This window comes from Pseudarthrobacter sp. PH31-O2 (genome assembly GCF_030063265.1).
GTDB lineage: Bacteria > Actinomycetota > Actinomycetes > Actinomycetales > Micrococcaceae > Arthrobacter.
In genome coordinates this window covers 176,139-194,430 of the sequence record NZ_JASIST010000004.1, presented here as the reverse complement: position 1 = coordinate 194,430, position 18,292 = coordinate 176,139, and the positions used below count along the sequence as shown (strand labels likewise).

Annotated in this window: 20 protein-coding genes; 12 read left to right on the top strand and 8 right to left on the bottom strand. The window is 66.0% G+C overall.

Features of this window, described 5'->3' with window-relative positions; all coding sequences use genetic code 11:
* Positions 1 to 2: 2 nt before the first annotated feature.
* The 3 genes from QMG72_RS08545 to QMG72_RS08535 form a co-directional block, all read right to left on the bottom strand.
* The gene (locus tag QMG72_RS08545; protein WP_226774781.1) at positions 3 to 728 is read right to left on the bottom strand and encodes a flavodoxin family protein; all 726 of its coding nucleotides are present in this window, start codon (positions 726 to 728) and stop codon (positions 3 to 5) included.
* Between the two features lie 91 nt (positions 729 to 819).
* A complete protein-coding gene (locus tag QMG72_RS08540) occupies positions 820 to 1,434 on the bottom strand; it encodes a nitrobindin family protein (protein WP_226774782.1) in 615 nt (204 codons plus the stop codon).
* A gap of 174 nt (positions 1,435 to 1,608) precedes the next feature.
* On the bottom strand, positions 1,609 to 2,343 hold the full coding sequence (locus QMG72_RS08535) for a permease (protein WP_282359765.1): 735 nt from the start codon (positions 2,341 to 2,343) through the stop codon (positions 1,609 to 1,611).
* A 268-nt stretch (positions 2,344 to 2,611) separates the two neighbouring features.
* Between QMG72_RS08535 and QMG72_RS08530 the strand changes: the two genes are divergently transcribed.
* The 11 genes from QMG72_RS08530 to asd all read left to right on the top strand — a co-directional run bounded on the left by QMG72_RS08530 (position 2,612) and on the right by asd (position 13,138).
* On the top strand, positions 2,612 to 3,310 hold the full coding sequence (locus QMG72_RS08530) for a winged helix-turn-helix transcriptional regulator (RefSeq protein WP_282359766.1): 699 nt from the start codon (positions 2,612 to 2,614) through the stop codon (positions 3,308 to 3,310).
* 277 nt (positions 3,311 to 3,587) lie between these two features.
* The gene (mshD, locus tag QMG72_RS08525) at positions 3,588 to 4,571 is read left to right on the top strand and encodes a mycothiol synthase (RefSeq protein ID WP_226774785.1); all 984 of its coding nucleotides are present in this window, start codon (positions 3,588 to 3,590) and stop codon (positions 4,569 to 4,571) included.
* Positions 4,572 to 4,685: 114 nt separating this feature from the next.
* Positions 4,686 to 6,950: an RNA degradosome polyphosphate kinase gene (locus QMG72_RS08520; protein ID WP_226774786.1), complete on the top strand. Its 2,265-nt coding sequence runs from the start codon at positions 4,686 to 4,688 to the stop codon at positions 6,948 to 6,950.
* A gap of 11 nt (positions 6,951 to 6,961) precedes the next feature.
* On the top strand, positions 6,962 to 7,939 hold the full coding sequence (locus QMG72_RS08515; RefSeq protein ID WP_226774787.1) for an NUDIX hydrolase: 978 nt from the start codon (positions 6,962 to 6,964) through the stop codon (positions 7,937 to 7,939).
* A 74-nt stretch (positions 7,940 to 8,013) separates the two neighbouring features.
* Positions 8,014 to 8,817, top strand: coding sequence for a thymidylate synthase (locus tag QMG72_RS08510; RefSeq protein ID WP_226774788.1), 804 nt, complete (start codon positions 8,014 to 8,016; stop codon positions 8,815 to 8,817).
* The gene (locus tag QMG72_RS08505) at positions 8,814 to 9,401 is read left to right on the top strand and encodes a dihydrofolate reductase (RefSeq protein ID WP_283480255.1); all 588 of its coding nucleotides are present in this window, start codon (positions 8,814 to 8,816) and stop codon (positions 9,399 to 9,401) included. Before QMG72_RS08510 ends, QMG72_RS08505 begins: the two co-directional genes overlap by 4 nt.
* Positions 9,402 to 9,404: 3 nt before the next feature.
* Positions 9,405 to 9,623, top strand: a complete 219-nt coding sequence (locus QMG72_RS08500; protein WP_226774790.1) for an NF038396 family protein — start codon at positions 9,405 to 9,407, stop codon at positions 9,621 to 9,623.
* 160 nt (positions 9,624 to 9,783) lie between these two features.
* Positions 9,784 to 10,878 carry a WXG100 family type VII secretion target gene (locus QMG72_RS08495; protein WP_226774791.1) on the top strand — a complete coding sequence of 365 codons (1,095 nt, stop codon included), beginning with the start codon at positions 9,784 to 9,786 and terminating at the stop codon, positions 10,876 to 10,878.
* Positions 10,879 to 10,887: 9 nt separating this feature from the next.
* The gene (locus QMG72_RS08490) at positions 10,888 to 11,541 is read left to right on the top strand and encodes a hypothetical protein (protein WP_226774792.1); all 654 of its coding nucleotides are present in this window, start codon (positions 10,888 to 10,890) and stop codon (positions 11,539 to 11,541) included.
* Positions 11,528 to 11,929 (top strand): hypothetical protein, encoded by a 402-nt coding sequence (locus QMG72_RS08485; protein WP_226774793.1) that lies wholly within the window; start codon positions 11,528 to 11,530, stop codon positions 11,927 to 11,929. Before QMG72_RS08490 ends, QMG72_RS08485 begins: the two co-directional genes overlap by 14 nt.
* Positions 11,930 to 11,995: 66 nt before the next feature.
* Entirely contained in the window at positions 11,996 to 13,138 is a 1,143-nt protein-coding gene (gene asd / locus QMG72_RS08480; RefSeq protein WP_226774794.1) for an aspartate-semialdehyde dehydrogenase, read from the top strand.
* A 12-nt stretch (positions 13,139 to 13,150) separates the two neighbouring features.
* Here the strand turns inward: asd and QMG72_RS08475 are convergent, their stop codons facing one another.
* A complete protein-coding gene (locus tag QMG72_RS08475) occupies positions 13,151 to 14,257 on the bottom strand; it encodes a winged helix DNA-binding domain-containing protein (protein ID WP_226774795.1) in 1,107 nt (368 codons plus the stop codon).
* A 70-nt stretch (positions 14,258 to 14,327) separates the two neighbouring features.
* On the opposite strand from QMG72_RS08475, the gene QMG72_RS08470 reads away from it, so the two are divergent.
* A complete protein-coding gene (locus QMG72_RS08470; protein ID WP_226774796.1) occupies positions 14,328 to 14,807 on the top strand; it encodes a hypothetical protein in 480 nt (159 codons plus the stop codon).
* Positions 14,808 to 14,855: 48 nt separating this feature from the next.
* Here the strand turns inward: QMG72_RS08470 and QMG72_RS08465 are convergent, their stop codons facing one another.
* The 4 genes from QMG72_RS08465 to QMG72_RS08450 are packed head-to-tail and all read right to left on the bottom strand — an operon-like array spanning position 14,856 to position 18,172.
* Positions 14,856 to 15,920, bottom strand: a complete 1,065-nt coding sequence (locus tag QMG72_RS08465; protein WP_226774797.1) for a UDP-N-acetylmuramate dehydrogenase — start codon at positions 15,918 to 15,920, stop codon at positions 14,856 to 14,858.
* 33 nt (positions 15,921 to 15,953) lie between these two features.
* Positions 15,954 to 17,243: an MFS transporter gene (locus QMG72_RS08460; protein WP_226774798.1), complete on the bottom strand. Its 1,290-nt coding sequence runs from the start codon at positions 17,241 to 17,243 to the stop codon at positions 15,954 to 15,956.
* Positions 17,244 to 17,258: 15 nt separating this feature from the next.
* The gene (locus QMG72_RS08455; RefSeq protein WP_226774799.1) at positions 17,259 to 17,696 is read right to left on the bottom strand and encodes a MaoC family dehydratase; all 438 of its coding nucleotides are present in this window, start codon (positions 17,694 to 17,696) and stop codon (positions 17,259 to 17,261) included.
* 2 nt (positions 17,697 to 17,698) lie between these two features.
* Complete coding sequence (locus QMG72_RS08450) at positions 17,699 to 18,172, bottom strand: FAS1-like dehydratase domain-containing protein (RefSeq protein WP_226774800.1); 474 nt, start codon at positions 18,170 to 18,172, stop codon at positions 17,699 to 17,701.
* Positions 18,173 to 18,292 lie beyond the last annotated feature (120 nt).

Here is an 18,292-nt window from a genome sequence, read left to right as displayed (position 1 = left end):
GCTTAGCGGTATTCCGGATTTTCGAAGTCAAACCTGGTGCCGGCCTTCCAGGCCTCGGGCAGGTTCCCGTAGGCAGGAATGCCGCCTGCATCCTTGAGGATCCGTGCCAGATGCAGCAGGTTCCAGGTCATGAAGGTGGTGTTGCGGTTGGTGAAGTCACTTTCCGGACCGCCGGAGCCTTCGTCAAGGTAGCTCGGACCCGGTCCCACGGCACCTATCCAGCCGGCGTCGGCCTGCGGCGGGATGGTGAAGCCGACGTGCTGGAGGCTGTAGAGGACGTTCATGGCGCAATGCTTGATCCCATCCTCGTTTCCGGTGATGAGGCAACCGCCGACCTTGGGGTAGAACGCCCACTGGCCCTGCTCGTTCAGCTCGCCCGAGTGCGCGTAGAGCCGCTCAATCAACTTCTTCGTCTGCGAGGAGTTGTCGCCGAGCCAGATGGGTCCGGCCAGCACCACAATGTCCGCGTCCCGGACGGCCGGATACAGTTCCGGCCACTCATCGGTCTGCCAGCCATGCTCGCGCATGTCCGGATAGACGCCGCTGGCGATGTCGTGGTCCACCGTCCGGATGACCCGGGTGCTGACGCCGTGTTTTTCCATGATGGCGCGGCTGACGTCAATCAGGCCCTGCGTGTTGGAGGTCTCGGGGGACCTCTTGAGGGTGCCGTTGAAATACACGGCCTTCAGGTCGCTGAAATCGGCAGTTGTTTTGGGTATGGCATTCACTGTGATGCTCCCTGCGGTCGTTCCGGACAACTGACTTTCAGTGAGAGATCAAAGCCGGGCTTTTCCGCCGGCAGGCACCGTGCGCCGCCGATCAGCTCGCTTTGTGCAGGATGGCGGATGCGTGCGCCGCCAGGCCGCTTCCCCCCGCAGATCCCTTGCCCGAGGCCACGTCCCAGCGCCACAGCAGGTTGCCTTCCACCAGGCCAAAGATCCGGGTCGCGGCGGTGTACTCCTTGGAGTGGCTGCCGCGCATCACCATGTCGGTGCTGAGCTGGATCTGCGGGCCCTTAATTTGGCCGTAATACAACTCGGAAATCCCGCCGGGATGGGAGATCGAGACCGAGATATCGAAGCCGCCGTCGTTGTTGCGCAGGGCCTCGACTTCGTCGGCGCTCTTGAGCACGGGAACGATGTCCGCCGGGATCAGCCCGGGGCCGCCATCCTCCTCGCGCTGTTTGCGTTCCAGGGCCCAAAACCCGGTTTCGACAGTGAGCGGACGCAAGGTGGTGCCGGCGTCGTCGGTCAGCCAGCTCTCGGCCCGGTACTGCAGGTACGGCAGGCCGTTGTGGGTGAAGGACACGTGTTGCCGGAAGTGCTCGGAATCCTCTTCCCCGGCGCCCAGCCTGCCCTCACCCTCCCACTCACCTATGAGCCAGGACAGCGGAACGATTTCGGGTGTCAGATCGGTCGGTATTTCAATCGGCACAGCAGCTACCCCTGGAAACGAAGACGGCTAGTGGTTCTGGTGTCTACTTCTGGCCCTTGAAGAGGCGGTACACAACAAAGCCGGCGAACCACGCCATGGCCACGCTGGCAACGCCGAGCAGTACAAGGAAGAAGATTTCAAATGCAAGTACGGACATGATGCCATCCTAGCGCGTTAGTAGATGAGTAGTTTGTCTATGAAGTAAGCCAGCGAACCGACGGCGGAGACCGGGCCCAGCCCCATTCCGAGGGCCGCCGCAAAGCTGAGAGATTCGCCGCGAAGGATCACCAGGCGGCGGAAACTCATCAGCACGGCGCCCACCACCACCCCAACGACCGCGGCCGGCAGCACCGCGATGTCGGAAAAGACGAGGCCCGCGAGCGGCCCGGCCAGCCCTGCACCGACGATGCCCAGCGGCGCCACAACCCTGTCCGGCCAGCGGATCAGGCCGGCCAGCAGGGCAATCGCAGCGCTGATTGCCGCGACCAGGAGCATTTCACGGACGCCGTTGAATCGGGAGCACGCGATCCAGCCTGCGCCCAGGCAGGAGAGCAAAACACCGGCGCTGGAACCGAGCGTGGACTCCAGGCGCTGCGCCTGGCCGGTCCCGCGGATCAGCTGCATCACAAAGACCGCCATCACCCCGGCCGCCATAAACGATGGCGTCCAGTCAAGGAAACCCGGGCCGGGAAGGTACGTCGCGGCAACGGCGGCGCCGGCGCCGGGCAACCCGATCAGGACGGCAAGGGTCTTTTTGGCCGGGATGCCCAGGAAATGCGGCCAGCCGACTCCGACGGCGGCGGCGGCGATCACTGCCACGGCCAGCAGCGCCGCCGCCGAGATGTACGATGCGCCGACTATCGCGGCGAGTCCGGCCAAGCCGATAACGCCGATGATCCAGGTTTTCACTGCTCACCCGACATCTTTATATCCGTCATCCGTCTTCCGATCGTCTTCCCGGTCGTGGTCGTACTTTCGCTCACCTGCGGACCCCCAATCGAGCTGATCAACGTCACCGGGCTGCGGGCCCGACGGATCAATCCTGCCTTATACGACCGTTTTGTGTCGCAAATGAACCGGACGAAGGTGACGAAAGCATGTCCGGAAAGGTGCGTTTGGGTATACTCGAACTCAGCTACAGACGCCCAACGATGCGCGGACACCCCTTGGAGGAAACATGTCGCACATCCTGCTACTGACGAACAGCACCGGCTCATCGGTGGACGTCCTGCCTGCGCTGGAATTACTGAACCACCGGGTCCACATTCTCCCCGCCGAGCCGACAGCCCTCCTGGAGACGGACCCTTGCGACATCGTCCTCCTCGACGCCCGCAAAGATCTCGTCGGCGCGCGCTCCCTGACCCAACTGCTCAAGGCCACCGGCCTGAGCGCCCCGCTGATGTTGATACTGACCGAGGGCGGCATGGCCGCCGTCTCCTCTGCCTGGGCCGTCGATGACATCGTTCTCGAGTCGGCCGGGCCCGCAGAAGTCGAAGCCCGCATCCGCCTCGGCATCGCCCGGGCCGTCCCTGACAAGGACGATGCCCCCGCCGAAATCCGGGCCGCCGGCGTCGTGATCGATGAGGCCAGCTACACGGCCCGCGTCAACGGCGCTCCGCTGAACCTGACATTCAAGGAATTTGAACTGCTCAAATACCTGGCCCAGCACCCCGGCCGGGTCTTCACCCGCCAGCAACTGCTGACCGAGGTCTGGGGCTACGACTACTACGGCGGTACCCGCACCGTGGACGTCCACGTCCGGCGGCTGCGGGCGAAGCTCGGCGCCGACCACGAGAACCTGATCAGCACGGTCCGCAACGTCGGCTACCGCCTGACCCTGGTCCGGCACCCGGAGGAAGAACTCACCGGGGCCTGACCCGGCAGCGCCGACAGCCAGCGCCTGCGGCAGCCCAAGGACGCACCAGCGCAGACGCAGAAAGCCCCGGACATCAGTCCGGGGCTTTCTGCTAACCAGTGGAGGACATACGGGTCGAACGTATCGAGGCCACCCCAGTGGTGGATCCCCCTCGCATCTGCGCTGACCGAACCGGGAATACTTCCCGACCAGGCACCGGATGACTTAACGACTATACGTAGAAGTTCCCGGATCGACAAAATCCGCCCTGCCCGGCGCCACCGTATAGCCTTGCACCATGAGTCCTGCGCATCCTGAAACCTGGCCCGTCCTCGCCGCCAAAGGAGCTGCGGATCCGCAGCTCCTGAAGGACGTCACGGCACTCGCGGCCGCCGCGGAGGAATCCGACGGCAATCCGCCGCTGTCCGAACAGACCCTCGTGACGCTGCGTGCCGCGGACACCGGTGGGAGCGTCGGCACCACAACGGCCCGGACACTCGCCCTGTACAGCCCCGATGACGGGTCCGACCCGGCGACGGCACAGGATCTCGCCGGGATCGCCGTCGTCATCGAGGAACCGGACGGCACCGGTGTGCTGGAAATCGCCGTCCACCCCAGCTACCGCAACCAAGGCGTGGCGGACCGGCTGGTCGGCGAACTCCGGAGCACCCGCGGCTTTGCTGGCCTGAAGGCCTGGTCCCATGGCAACCACGAAGCCGCTGCCGACCTCGCCGCACGCTACGGTTACGGACCGGTCCGGGAACTGTGGAAGATGCGCCTCACCAGCACGGCCGCGGAACTGCCCGCGATTCCCCTGCCGGACGGTGTAAGCCTTCGTGCCTTCGTCCCGGCGCGGGATGAGGACCGCTGGCTCGCCGCGAACCGGGCCGCTTTCGCGCACCATCCTGAGCAGGGAAACATGACGCGGGCAGATCTCGACGCGAGGATGGCAGAACAGTGGTTCGATCCGGCCGGTTTCCTGCTGGCCGTCGATTCCTCGGACCGGATTCTCGGCTTCCACTGGACCAAGGTGCACCCGCGGCACGGCGACCACCCCGCTATCGGCGAGGTCTACGTGGTGGGCGTGGCACCCGGTGCGCAGGGCACCGGGCTGGGCAAGGCACTGACAGTCGCCGGCATCGGATATCTGCAGCGTCAGGGCCTGCACGCAGTGATGCTCTACGTCGACGCGGACAACGTTCCTGCCGTCTCCTTGTACCGGCGCCTGGGCTTCACCCGCTGGGACGTCGACGTGATGTACGCGCCGCTTCAAGGGCGGTAATCCAATCGGCGGACATCACGCGTTCACCCCGTGGAAATCTGGGCTCCTCGAAAGCTGACCGCGCGGTGAATGCTTGTAAGGTTGAAGCAAATCGCGCCAGCAATAGGAGAGACCATGCAACGGGAATCTGCCCGGACGGCCACGTCCGAGGGCGCCACGTCGGAGAAAAAAGTGCGGCCGGCGCGTGCCCGGTTCGGTTCCTCCGAAGTGCCTGCCTCACGTGCCACCCAAGACCGGATCGACATTCCTGAATTTGCGCCAAATCTGGAGCCGGAGGGTGATTTCAGCCCCGACCGCTTCCTGGACCGCGAGCTGAGCTGGCTCTCTTTCAACGCCCGCGTCCTGGAACTCGCCGAAGACCCCAACCTCCACCTGCTGGAACGCGTCAGCTTCCTCTCCATCTTCGCGTCCAACCTGGATGAGTTCTTTATGGTCCGCGTCGCCGGGCTGAAGCGCAGGATCGCCACCGGGCTCGCCGTCCCGTCTCCCGCCGGCCTGAGCCCAATGCAGGTCCTCGAGCAGATCGGCGACGAGGCCCACAGGCTGCAGCAGCGCCACGCCAATGTCTATGCCGAGCAGATCCGCCCGGCCCTGGCCTACGAGCACATCCACCTGATGCACTGGGATGAGCTCGACTCCCAGGCCAAGGACCAGCTCAGCGCCATGTTCGCGGAGAAGGTCTTCCCGATCCTGACCCCGCTGGCCGTGGACCCGGCCCACCCCTTCCCCTACATTTCCGGACTTTCCCTGAACCTCGCCGTCGTGGTCCGCAACCCGGTCAGCGACAAGGAGCTCTTCGCCCGCCTCAAGGTCCCGGACCAGCTCCCCCGGCTGATCTCGATTGACGGACCGCGCGCCGGCTCGGTGCCGGGCCGGGTGGCACGCTTCATCGCTCTCGAGGAAGTCATCGCCGTCCATCTGGACCAGCTCTTTGCCGGCATGGAGGTGCTCGAACACCACACCTTCCGCGTCACCCGAAACGAAGACGTCGAGGTCGAAGAGGACGACGCCGAAAACCTGCTGCAGGCCCTCGAGAAAGAACTGCTGCGCCGCCGCTTCGGCCCGCCGGTCCGGCTCGAAGTCACCACCGACATCAACCCGAACATCCGTGCGTTGCTGATCCGCGAACTGGGCGTCGAGGAATCCGAGGTCTATTCGGTTCCGGCCCCCTTGGATCTCCGGGGCCTCTCGGTCATCGCCGGAATAGATCGGGCTGACCTGCACTATCCCAAGCATGTCCCGCACACCTCCCGGTACCTTAACGAATCGGAAACGTCCAAGGCGGCGAATGTCTTTGCGGCCATGCGGCGCCGTGACATCCTGCTGCACCACCCCTACGACTCGTTCTCCACCTCGGTGCAGGCGTTCCTGGAACAGGCGGCGTCGGACCCCAAGGTCCAGGCCATCAAACAGACCCTCTACCGCACCTCGGGCGACTCCCCGATCGTTGACGCCCTGATCGATGCCGCCGAGGCAGGCAAGCAGGTGCTGGCCCTGGTCGAGATCAAGGCCCGCTTCGACGAGCAGGCCAACATCTCGTGGGCCCGGAAGCTCGAGCAGGCCGGTGTCCACGTGGTTTACGGCATCGTGGGGCTCAAGACGCACTGCAAGCTGTCACTCGTGGTGCGCCAGGAAGTGGACGGACTCCGCCGGTATTGCCACATCGGCACCGGCAATTACCATCCCCGCACGGCCCGCTACTACGAGGACCTCGGTCTCCTCACCGCCAATGAGCAGGTAGGCGAGGACCTCTCCAAGCTCTTCAACCAGCTCTCCGGCTACGCTCCGAAATCGACGTTCAAGCGGCTTCTGGTGGCACCGCGCTCGGTCCGTTCAGGACTCATCGACCGGATCGAAACAGAGATCCGCAACGCCCGCGCGGGCCTCGCCGCCCGGGTCCAGATCAAGGTCAACTCGATCGTGGACGAAGCAATCATTGATTCCCTCTACCGGGCGTCCCAGGCCGGGGTCCCGGTGGACATCATCGTCCGCGGCATATGCTCGCTGCGGCCGGGGGTGCCCGGGCTGAGCGAGAACATCACTGTCCGGTCCGTGCTGGGCCGCTTCCTGGAGCACTCCCGCGTTTTCGCCTTCGCAAACGGCGGGGATCCGGTGGTCTACATCGGTTCAGCGGACATGATGCACCGGAACCTTGACCGCCGCGTCGAGGCCCTGGTTCAGCTAACCAGCGGGGACGACACAACATACGTGATGGATCTGCTGCGCCGCTACATGGATCCTGGCACCGCCAGCTGGCACCTCAACAACCAGGCGGAGTGGACCCGCCACCATCTCGCCGAAGACGGTCAGGACCTCGGCGACATTCAGTCCTGGCTGCTCAATTCCCGCTCGCGGCAGCGCACCTCCGGGCTGCGGTAGGGGCTCTGGCATTGAGTAGCGATGCACCGGTTGCCGACCAGAGCGACCATCCCGGCGAAGCAATTGCCGTGGTGGCGGCGGGCGCCCTGCCCTGGCGCGTCACCCCGGGTGACAAAGGCCAGCTTCAGGTCCTGCTGATCCACCGCCCGCGCTATGACGACTGGTCCTGGCCCAAAGGCAAGATCGACCCGGGCGAGACCGTACCCGAATGTGCAGCCCGGGAGGTCGAGGAGGAAATCGGGCTGACGGCGCCGCTGGGCATCCCCTTGCCCGCCATCCACTATCACGTCCCCGCCGGGCTGAAGGTGGTCCATTATTGGGCCGTCGACGTCGACGGCGCCCCGCTCCGGCCGGACGGCAAGGAAGTGGACAGCGTGATGTGGTGCTCGCCGGAGAAGGCAGCGACGCTGCTGAGCAACCCGAGCGACATCGCCCCGCTTGAGCACCTGGCGGGCGCCCATTCCCGGGGTGAGCTGAAGACCTGGCCGCTGCTGGTGGTGCGCCACGCCAAGGCCAAACCGCGCTCCTCATGGTCCAAAGCCGAAGGGGACAGGCCGCTGGCCGCCACCGGGATGCGGCAGGCGCAGGCGGTGGGCCGGCTCCTGCAGGCATGGAAACCACTGCGGATAGTTTCAAGTCCGTGGTTGAGGTGTGTGGCCACCATCGCCCCGTACGCCAAGGCTTCGGATGCGAAAGTAAAGCTTAATGAAGCCCTTACGGAACACCGTCACGGCCGCCATCCGCACAAGACTGCCGCCGCCGTCGAAGACCTCTTTGACAAACAGCGGGCCGTGGCGCTGTGCACCCACCGCCCGGCGCTGCCTACCGTGTTCGCCCAGCTCGGAAAGCACATGGGTTCCCGGTTGCGCGCCCAACTCCCGGAGGAGGAACCGTTCCTGGCCCCCGGCGAGATTGTGGTGTGCCATGTGGCGCACCACAGCGGGGACAAAGTGGTCGCCGTCGAGCGGTTCAGGCCCTTCGACGACTAAGCCGTGTGACCTGCCGCCGGTAATGCCGGCACGATGGATAAGGACCTGCGGCGACTTCTCAGTAGACTGGGAACGTGAGCATCCCAACACCCTATGAAGACTTGCTGCGCGATGTCATCGAACACGGCACGCACAAATCCGACCGGACCGGCACCGGCACCTTGAGTGTGTTCGGCCGCCAGATGCGCTTCGATCTGAGCAAAAGCTTCCCCCTGGTCACCACCAAACGAGTGCACTTCAAGTCCGTCGCGGTCGAGCTGCTGTGGTTCCTCCGCGGGGACACGAATGTGAAGTGGATGCAGGACCAGGGTGTCACCATCTGGAACGAATGGGCCGACGCCGACGGCGAACTCGGACCGGTCTACGGCGTCCAGTGGCGCTCCTGGCCGACTCCCGACGGCGGCCACATCGACCAGATCGCCGAACTAATCGCGAACCTCAAAACCGACCCGGACTCGCGCCGGCACATCGTCTCCGCCTGGAACGTCGCCGAGCTCAAAGACATGGCTCTCCCGCCGTGCCACGCGTTCTTCCAGTTCTATGTGGCCGACGGCAAACTCTCCTGCCAGCTCTACCAGCGTTCCGCGGACACCTTTTTGGGTGTGCCGTTTAACATCGCCTCGTATGCCCTGCTCACCTGCATGATCGCCCAGCAGACTGGCCTGGAACCGGGCGAATTTGTCTGGACCGGCGGCGACGTCCACGTTTACGACAACCACATGGACCAGGTTCTCAAGCAGCTCACCCGCACGCCCTATGACTACCCGCAGCTGGCGTTCGCCCGTAAGCCGGAGTCCATCTTCGACTACACCCTCGATGATTTCGAAGTGGTCGGATACCGGCACCACCCGACGATTAAGGCCCCGATAGCCGTATGAGCGACGACAATATACAGACCGCGCAGCCCGCGGATTTTTCCACCAGGCTGGCAGCCCTCACCGGGCTCGGCGTGGTGTGGGCCCAAACCAGTACCGGTGTCATCGGCCAGGACGGCGGAATGCCGTGGCGCCTGCCCGAGGACATGGCACACTTCACCCGGCTCACGACAGGCCACCCCGTCATCATGGGCCGGAAGACATGGGAATCCTTTCCGGACAAGTACCGCCCGCTGCCCGGGCGGACCAATATTGTTATCACCCGCCAGCGCGGCTGGGGCGAAACTCCGTCCGCGGCGGGCGCCACCGCCGCCGCCTCACTGGACGATGCACTCCTTGAGTCCCAGTTCGCACCGGGCAACAACATGGTCTGGATTGTCGGCGGCGGCAACATCTACGCCCAGTCCATGGACCTCGCCGATGTCGCCGTTATCACCACAATCGACGCCAGCACGGAGGGCGACACCTTCGCCCCCGAGCTTGGGTACGACTGGACCTTGGACGGAAGCCTGCCGGCCGACGGCTGGGAGACCGCCGGAAACGGCGCCCGCTACCGCATCAACGTGTGGCGCCGGACGGAGGCCTAAGCGATGCTGACGAAACCCGAACTCCTTTTTGTCCTCGGCTACATGCTGCTCCCGCTGCTCGCGCTGCTGTCCGCTGTCGTGGGGCTGACCATGATCCTGGGCGGGGACAAGATTGCCGGTGCGATCGTGCTCGTGGTGGTCACCCAGGCCTTTGCCTTCGGGGCATTTTTTGTCCTGCGCAGACGCAAGCAGAACCTGCTCACGGAGCGACAGGGCGACTAGCGGCCGGGCCCCCGACGCCGGCCGGGACCTGATGGGGAGAACACCCCATCGCCGCGCACGAGTGTTGCGGTTAGATTGGTGCCGGTTGAATACACACGCCGGAATACACCAGGTCCCGGTCGCAGCCGGTTAGGCTGATGCACGAAGAGGGGGAGCCGCTATGGCAGGAAACTTGTGGGGCGCCGACGTCGCCCAGTTGCGCACGCTTGCACAACAGTTCGGCAAGACGTCCGAAACGCTGCTCCGGCAGTCGAGCACGCTGACGTCGGCCATCAACGGCAACACGTCCTGGAAGGGAGCCGACGGCGCCCGCTTCACCTCCGAGTGGAACGGCAGCCACCGTGCCCTGATCCAAAGGACCGCCCAGGCCCTCAAGGAAGAGTCCAAGCGGCTGTTGACCCACGCCGACCAGCAGGAGAAAGCCAGTGTTACCGCCGCCGGGGCCGGCGGCGGGCCCGGTCCGCTCGGCGGCAGCCACGGCAGCAGCAACGGCGGTGGCATCGGGCCGCTGCTCGGCGGTGCAGTCGCCGGCGGCATTGGCGGCATCAGGGCCGGGATGCAGATCCAGAAATACCTCAAGGCACCGCTGACCCTCGCCAAGCATGCCGGCCAGTTCGGCTGGGTGCTGAAAAACCAGCGCGCGGATTTCGTCAAGTCCTTTGTGCAGGGCAAGCACCGGATCGGCGGTCCCGGCTTCGCCCCGCACCGCCTGATCAGCAACCCGGCCCTCGATAAGCTGCTGAAAAGTTCCGCAGCAACAAATCGGGGCCTCGCCGCCGTCGACAAAGCCTCAGACATCGTCTCGCTGCGGAACCTGGACAAGTATGTCGGGCCGCTGGGCAAATTCGAAAAGGTCTTCGCGGAGAAGCCGTGGCTTGGTGCCGGCACCAAGCTGGAGTGGCTGGGGAAGTCCGGCCTCGCGAGGGGCCTCGGCTGGGCCGGCGTCGGCTTCAGCGCCGTCGACTCGGTGCGGAGTTTCGCCGATGGCGACGTCAAGGGCGGGATGGCCAGCGCCGGCAAGGGACTCCTCGGGGTCGGCTGCTTTTTGCCGCCGCCCGCCGGGACCGTCTGCCAAGTTGCCAGCGTGGGAATAGCCATCTACGAAAACTGGGACACGATCAGCAGCGTCGGCAAGAACGTCGGCGAAGGAATTGTCAACGCGGTCCAGGATCCAGGCAAGTTCGTCAGCGATGCCGCGGATAACGTCAAAGACGCCGGAAAGTCCGTGGCCAAGTTCTTCGGCTTCGGGGATTAGGAGACTCACATGAGCGTTCAGGATCAGACACAGCAGGAGCCACGGCTCGGCATCGACGTCATCGGCTTCGGCGTGGGCGAGTTTGCCTATTTGCTCAACGTCTTCGAGGGGCCGGCGAGGGACCGTTCGGTAAGCGTTTTCCGCGCCCAGGACATGGTGGATGATCTCACCCTGTCCACGGCAGGCGCATCGTCCCTGATGGCGCGGGACATGGCCACCATTGATGATGACGGTGACCTCGGAGTCAACGGCGTCGCGTCCGCGGTGGCCACGGCCCTGGGGCAGGCAACCCGCTGGACCGAAGTTTCCCTGCTGACCGGGGACGCGATGGACAACGTGGTGCTGATCGAGGCCCCCGGAGTGGCCCTCATGCTGCAGCCGCGGCTGCTGGGCACCTGGTTCGTCTTCGCCCAGGACACCAGCATCAGCTCTGCCGAAGCGACCCTCCGCCTGGTGCGCCAGCACATCGAGCAGAATGCCGGAGGCTCTGCCTATCTCGTGTTCAAGACTCTCGATACCGAGCAGCACCTGCTGGTCCGGCGCGAGGAAGGTTCGTGGACGACCGGAGTCCCCGACTTCGCCCAGGACAAGGTCGCGGAAACCGAAGGCCTGGACGACGGCGGACTGCTCCGGGCCATTGAGGTGTCCCGTGGCCAGGCGTAGTTCGGACGTACCACCGGAACCTGGCTACACGGGAGCCCGGACCGGGGAAGACGGCCGGATCCACCGCCGGGGCGCGAACGGCGAACTGATCGCTTACACCCCGGACGAGTACGGAGTCCGCAAGGATGACGGCCATGGGCTGGTCAAACCCGTCAGCTCCTCCGGCGGCCTGCTCTTCCTCGCCGTCCTGGCCTCGCTCTTCGCCGGCGGTGTCGCCTACGGCCTGGCACGGATTGCGATTGACGGCACTTGGGAGATTCTCGGTGACATCTGGTGGACCATCCCGGTGGGAGTGCTGGTGCCGCTGGTCGCCTGGACGAGCTACGCCAAGGAGCGCCGGGCGGAGAAATTGCGCACGGTCCGCAACCTCCCCCGGCCCCTTGGGTGATCCCGGACCGGGACGCGATGACGTAACCGACTGCGCCCCGGCGCCGGCAAAGCCTAAACTGGGCTAATGACTACAGCAGCTACCCCGTCCGTTGGACTGGTCGGTTGGCGTGGCATGGTCGGCTCCGTCCTGATGCAGCGTATGCAGGACGAGGGCGACTTCGCCACCATCAACCCGGTCTTCTTCTCCACCTCGAACGCGGGAGGGGCGGCCCCATCCTTGGCCGGTCCCGCCGGGGGCGATGCCGGCACCCTCGAGGATGCGTTCGACGTCGAGACCCTGGCGAAGCTGCCCATCATCGTGACAGCCCAGGGCGGCGACTACACCAAACAGGTCCACGGTGCGCTGCGTGACCGCGGCTGGGACGGCCTGTGGATCGATGCCGCCTCCACCCTGCGGATGAACGACGACTCGATCATCGTGCTGGACCCGATCAACCGAGACGTGATCGACGCCGGCCTCTCCGGCGGCGTGAAGGACTACATCGGCGGCAACTGCACGGTCTCCTGCATGCTGATGGGCCTCGGCGGGCTGTTCAAAAACGGGCTCGTCGAGTGGGGCACCTCGATGACCTACCAGGCGGCGTCCGGCGGCGGCGCCCGGCACATGCGTGAGCTCCTGAGCCAGTTCGGCACACTCAACGCCGAGGTCAGCACGGAACTGGACGACCCGGCGTCGGCCATCCTGGAGATCGACCGCAAGGTCCTGGCGCACCAGCGCAGCAACATTGACGCGAGCCAGTTCGGGGTACCGCTGGCCGGCTCCCTGATCCCGTGGATCGACGCGGACCTCGGCAACGGCCAGTCCAAGGAAGAGTGGAAGGCCGGGGTGGAGACCAACAAGATCCTTGGTACTTCCGGCGATGAGCACATCATCATGGACGGGCTGTGCGTCCGGATCGGCGCAATGCGCTCGCACTCCCAGGCCTTGACGCTGAAGCTCCGCGAGGACCTCACCGTAGCGGAGATCGAGAATCTCCTCGCTGCTGACAACGAGTGGGCCACAGTGGTGCCCAACACCAAGGAGGCCTCGATGGCAGACCTCACCCCGGTGGCGGCATCCGGGACGCTGAACATTCCGGTGGGCCGGATCCGGAAGATGGAGATGGGCCCCCAGTACGTCAGCGCGTTCACCGTCGGTGACCAACTGCTGTGGGGCGCTGCCGAACCGCTGCGGCGTATGCTCAACATCGCCACCGGCAACCTCTAGGCGCACGCCGGTTCAGGTGCCGAGGAATCTGCGGTACTTCGCGGCCTGCAGCTCAAAGGACTTTTGCGCCGCAGGCCGCAGCCCATTTACATCGTCGAACGGCTCGGGTACGGCGGCCGGGGCCCTGCCACTGCCGGTCACACCCCAGGTGCCGACGATCCGTCCGCCGGCCACAATGGTCTTCTTGAACACGCCGTTGCCGCCCGGCACAATCTTGTTCGCGTGCTCCGGCGGCAGTACCAGCGACCGGTCGGTGTAACCGAGCAGGAACTCATCAAAGCCCGGCAGCGCGAGCACCGTGCGCGCACCGGGGACACCGTCGTCGAGCAGTGCCGCAGTCTCCGGGGAGAGCCAGTAGCTGGTCCCCTCGAAGTCCAGCTCCACCAGCTGGCCCTTGACGTCGGCCAGTGCTGCCCGGACCTCGGCGAGCGGGATGCCCGCCCACCAGGAGAAGTCACGCCCGGTGGCGGGCCCGTGGCTGCGCAGGTACCGCAGCAGCCACTCGGCGATGCCCTCGGCCCGGTCCAGGCTCCGCGACCCTGTGATCCAGTCGTCAAAAGCCACCAGCAGCTGCTGGTTGCCGGCCAGCGGTCCCTGCACCAGCACGGCCCGCTGGCAGAGGGCACCGAGCAGGTGAATGCCGCGCTGGCCGGCCGTGGACTGGCCAGCGAGTTCAAAGGCGTTAAAGAGTTCGCTCCGGCTCGCGGCTGCACCGCCGGAGACCAGCTGGAGAGCGGTTCCGGCTGCGGCGTCGACATCCGCAGCCGAGATGCGGAGCTCCCTGTGCCGCCCGGCCAGGCCGCGGATCAGCCGATCGGAGGTAATGGCCAACACCCACTTCAGGTCTTCGGGGGCCAGCACGTGCAAGGTGCCGCGCATCGGCCAGGAGCGGACGATCTCCCCCCGGTCCAGGGCGTTGCGGACATCGCCCACGAGGGAGCCCGGCACCCGCTGGCCAATCGCCCAGAGGACGGAGCGCATGTCCTGCGCCTGCATCGCCGGCATCGAGCGCACGGCCGCCGGAACGCTGCTGAATCCGGCCCCGGCCAGCCCCTGCGAGGCCAGTCGCAGCCGGCCCATGATCCCCCTGGTCAGCCGGTAACGCCGCGGTGCTCCCATACACCCCATGCTAGGACGACTGCCGGGACGTTCCCAGCCGCCTTCCAGCCGGATTCCCTACCCTTGATGGATGACCTTGAGTGAGATGTGGCCGCTGCTGCGGCCCCTGAGCCGGCGGCTGGCCCTGCTGGGCTGGGCTTCCAGCGCTGCCGGCATGACCGCCGGACTCACCGTTGCCATTGCCAGCGGGACCCGGCTCTCGCCGCTGATGAGCACCATGCAGCTGGTATCGGTGGTCGCCATGGCGGTAACCGTGGCCAGCTTCGTGACGGCAGCTTCTCTCCAGCCGCGTTATCCGGCGCATGGCGGCAGTGATTCCCGTGACGGCAGCGGCCCCGGTGAATTCCCCGATACCGTGCAGAGCTTCCTGCTCGGTTCGCTGGCCCTGCTGGCAGGGGCGGTCGTCTTCGCTTGCGCCGGTTTCCTGCTCCGCAGCGGTCCCAGCGACCAGTCCGTGGCGTTTTGCCAGGTCTTCTTCCAGGGTGCCGCCGCCTCAGGCTTCACGTTTATGTTGTTCAGCCGGGTCGTCGGGCGCCGCAGCCGGAACTGATCGGCGGCGCCGGACCCGATCCGCGCGGGAGCACTTGGGTCGAGGATTTTAGAGCTCCACGCCGATCAGCAGCGGTTCCGGATGCAGTTCAATCCCAAAGCGTTCGACGACGCCGCGGCGCACTTCGCGGGCGATCGCGAGCAGGTCCGCGGTGCTTGCCGTTCCCCTGTTGGTGATCGCCAGGGTGTGTTTGGTGGACAGCGAAGCCCGGCCGCCGGAAACGCTGTCCGGCTCCAGCCCGAAGCCCTTGCCGTAACCGGACCGGTCGATCAGCCAGGCTGCCGAGAGCTTGGTTAGCCCGTCGGCACCGGGGTAGCGCGGCGCGTCCCCCGGCAGCGCGGCGGCTACGGCTGCCGGCACGATCGGGTTTGTGAAGAAGGATCCGGTGGAGTACGTGTCCCGGTCCGCGGGGTCCCACACCATGCCCTTGGCCGCCCTGAGCCGGCGCACCTCACGGCGGACATCGTTGGAATAGGCCCGCTGGCCCACCTCAACGCCCAGTGCGCGGGCGAGCTCGGCGTAGCGGATAGGGGCGCTCATCCGGCCCAGCGGCAGTTGGAACTCGACCGTGAGCACCACATAGCGCGGGGAGCCGTTGACAGTGGTTTGTTTGAGGATCGAATCGCGGTAGCCGAACTTCAACTCCGAGTTGGTGAAGGTCTGCACGGCCTGACGTTGCCGGTCCCAGGTCCGGACGGCGGCGATGGTCTGGGAAACGTCCGCGCCGTAGGCACCGACGTTCTGGACCGGGGTGGCGCCCGTGGCGCCCGGTATCCCGGCGAGCGCTTCGATCCCGGACCAGGCGTGCAGCACGGCGTGTTCCACGAGGGCATCCCAGTTGTGGCCGGCCTGGACGACGACGGCGACGCCGCCGCAGGAGTCCTCCGCGTTGACCGTGAACCCTTCCGAGGCGATCTTCACTACGGTGCCGGGGAAGCCGTCGTCGGACACGAGCAGGTTGGAGCCGCCCCCGAGGATCAGCAATGGCTCACCGGCAGCATCCACTGAGCGGACGGCCTCGATGATTTCGGCCTCGGTGCGGGCCTCGATCAGGGTGCCGGCGGGGCCACCGACGGCGGCCGTGGTAAGGGCAGAGAGCAATGTCTGGGTCACCTGACCAGCCTAGCCGGGTATGGCCGGAGTCCCCTAAGCAGGTCGCTGGTCGATCTTCCGGGCCACCGGGGAGAGCAGGAAGCTGACCGCCAGCATCACCATCACGGCCAGCAGGGAGTGCAGGATGCCAACGTGTTCCGCGAGCAAACCCAGCAACGGGGGCCCGCAGAGGAATGCGCCGTAACCGATCGTGGAGACCACGGAAACCCGGGCGGCTGCCTTGAGGGGATCGTCGGCGGCGGCGGACATGCCCACCGGGAAGCCCAGTGAGGCGCCCAGTCCCCAGACCGCCAAGGCCACGTAGGCCACCCACGGCGCCGGCGCGAAGACGAACAAACCCAGGCCCAGCACCGCCAGGGCCGCGCACCAGCGCATCACCGGGACACGGCCAAAGCGGTCCAGGACCACTGTGCCGGCAAAGCGTCCCACCGTCATAAACGTAACGAAAAGCCCGTAGCCGGCGGCACCCGCGGCGTCGGACTGGCCGTGGCCATCGGCGAGCGCCAGGGCCACCCAGTCCCCGGCCGCGCCCTCCGCGAGAGCGAGCCCCAGCACAAGCACACCCAGCAGAAGGGTCCGCCGGTCCCGCCAGGCCTGGGCGATCTGGCGTTTGTTGTCCAGCGGAGCCTCCGGCCGGTCCGCCTCAAGCCTGATGAGGGGTATCGGCCCGGTGGAGGGGTCATCGAAGGTATCCGGTGTGGCCGGCGTGAAGCCCAGGCCGGGTTCGATCGGGGTACTGTCCGCGCGGAACCATAAAGCGGCGGTGGCCACGGAGCCGGCCACCAGCAGCCCCACACCGGCGAAGTGCCAGAACACGGGCACACCGGCCCCCGCCGCCCAGGCACCGGTGCCGGCGCCGGCGACGGTACCCAGACTGAAGGCACCATGCAGCCGGGGCATAATGTGCCTGCGGACGGCGCGTTCGACAGCAGCACCCTCGACGTTGGAGGCCGTGTTCCAGCTCGCTGTGCCGAGGCCGATGACGGCCAGCCCCGCGGCGACAACGAGCGGATTGACCAGGACGGAGGTTCCCAGGCCTGCGAGCACCAGACCGGATCCCACCGTGATGCTGCCAATCCGGATGGTCTGCTTCGACCCGAACCGCAGCACGATCAGCCCGGACGCGGAGACGGAGATAAAGGATCCCAGGGTCAGGCACAGCAGCAGGAGCCCCACATTTCCCGGGGTGAGGTCCAGTCCGTCGCGGATGGCCGGCAGCCGGGACACCCAGGTGGCGAACGCGATGCCGCTGACCGCATACGCAACAACAACGGCGTTGCGCCAGTGCGTGACCTCCGCAGTCTGGACTGTGCGCACGTTCACGGCGTCGTCATGCGCCTACGCCAGCCTGACGACGGCTTGGGCCTTCATCAGTACTTTCTGGCCGGCCGAAATAACGGTGAGGTCTACCCGGGCGGTGCCTGCGTCGGCGTCGATCGCCCCGATGGCACCGCTGATTTCGAGCACGGCGCCGGCCGCGGCCGTCCCTGTGGTGTCTGACACCGGGACCGGCTTGGTGAATCGGGTCTGAAAATCCACGACGGCGGCGGGGTCGCCGGCCCAGTCGGTGACGAGCTGGACGACAGAGCCCATGGTGAACATCCCGTGCGCAATGACACCAGGCAATCCCACGCCCGTAGCGAAGGCCTCGTTCCAGTGAATGGGGTTGAAGTCACCGGACGCGCCCGCGTACTTAACCAGGTCCGTGCGGGAGATCTCGATGTGGCGGCTGCCGATGTTGTGGCCGACCGCGAGCTCTGTGAGTATCGGTGTCATGTCTACTGTCCCTCTCCGCGGACCAGGATGGAGGAGGTGGCGGTGGCCACGGCTTCCCGCTCCGTTGCGGCGCCGGCCACCGGGGCAAGGGCGAAAATTTCCGACCGCGTAGTGATCATGGCTCCCCCGCCCATGGCACGAACGCCGTCGACGTGCAGTTCTGCCACGAGCCTGTCCCCGGCAAGGATTGGCCGGTGGTGGACGAACCGCTGGTCCGCGTGGACCACCCGGGAGAAGTCGATGCCGGAGTCCGGGTCTTCGACCAGCTGGGCGTCGGCCCGTTGGGCGACAATGATCGCGAAGGTAGGTGGCGCCACCAGGTCGCTGTGGCCCAGGGCTTTGGCCGCATCCACATCGAAGTGGGCGGGGTGGGTGGCCTTGACCGCGCGGGCGAACTCGCGGATTTTCTCGCGGCCGACGTCGTACACCTCTTGGGCAGGGTAGTTGCGTCCCTGCAGATCCGGATTGATAGTCATGGGTTCCAGCCTAGCGTCAGGCCACGGGTGGACTGCGTCGAAGACATGCAGATGCACAGAGACAGCAATTACGGTATGATGAAAACATCAAGTCATCAACTGATGTCCTCCGCCAAGTCC

What these genes read in the sequence shown, in the direction of transcription:
- QMG72_RS08530 (WP_282359766.1), top strand. Translation starts at nt 2,612, where the DNA reads ATGTCGCACATCCTGCTACTGACGAACAGCACCGGCTCATCGGTGGAC.
- mshD (WP_226774785.1), top strand. Translation starts at nt 3,588, where the DNA reads ATGAGTCCTGCGCATCCTGAAACCTGGCCCGTCCTCGCCGCCAAAGGA.
- QMG72_RS08520 (WP_226774786.1), top strand. Translation starts at nt 4,686, where the DNA reads ATGCAACGGGAATCTGCCCGGACGGCCACGTCCGAGGGCGCCACGTCG.
- QMG72_RS08505 (WP_283480255.1), top strand. Translation starts at nt 8,814, where the DNA reads ATGAGCGACGACAATATACAGACCGCGCAGCCCGCGGATTTTTCCACC.
- QMG72_RS08500 (WP_226774790.1), top strand. Translation starts at nt 9,405, where the DNA reads ATGCTGACGAAACCCGAACTCCTTTTTGTCCTCGGCTACATGCTGCTC.
- QMG72_RS08495 (WP_226774791.1), top strand. Translation starts at nt 9,784, where the DNA reads ATGGCAGGAAACTTGTGGGGCGCCGACGTCGCCCAGTTGCGCACGCTT.
- QMG72_RS08490 (WP_226774792.1), top strand. Translation starts at nt 10,888, where the DNA reads ATGAGCGTTCAGGATCAGACACAGCAGGAGCCACGGCTCGGCATCGAC.
- asd (WP_226774794.1), top strand. Translation starts at nt 11,996, where the DNA reads ATGACTACAGCAGCTACCCCGTCCGTTGGACTGGTCGGTTGGCGTGGC.
- QMG72_RS08475 (WP_226774795.1), bottom strand. Translation starts at nt 14,257, where the DNA reads ATGGGAGCACCGCGGCGTTACCGGCTGACCAGGGGGATCATGGGCCGG.
- QMG72_RS08470 (WP_226774796.1), top strand. Translation starts at nt 14,328, where the DNA reads ATGACCTTGAGTGAGATGTGGCCGCTGCTGCGGCCCCTGAGCCGGCGG.
- QMG72_RS08455 (WP_226774799.1), bottom strand. Translation starts at nt 17,696, where the DNA reads ATGACACCGATACTCACAGAGCTCGCGGTCGGCCACAACATCGGCAGC.
- QMG72_RS08450 (WP_226774800.1), bottom strand. Translation starts at nt 18,172, where the DNA reads ATGACTATCAATCCGGATCTGCAGGGACGCAACTACCCTGCCCAAGAG.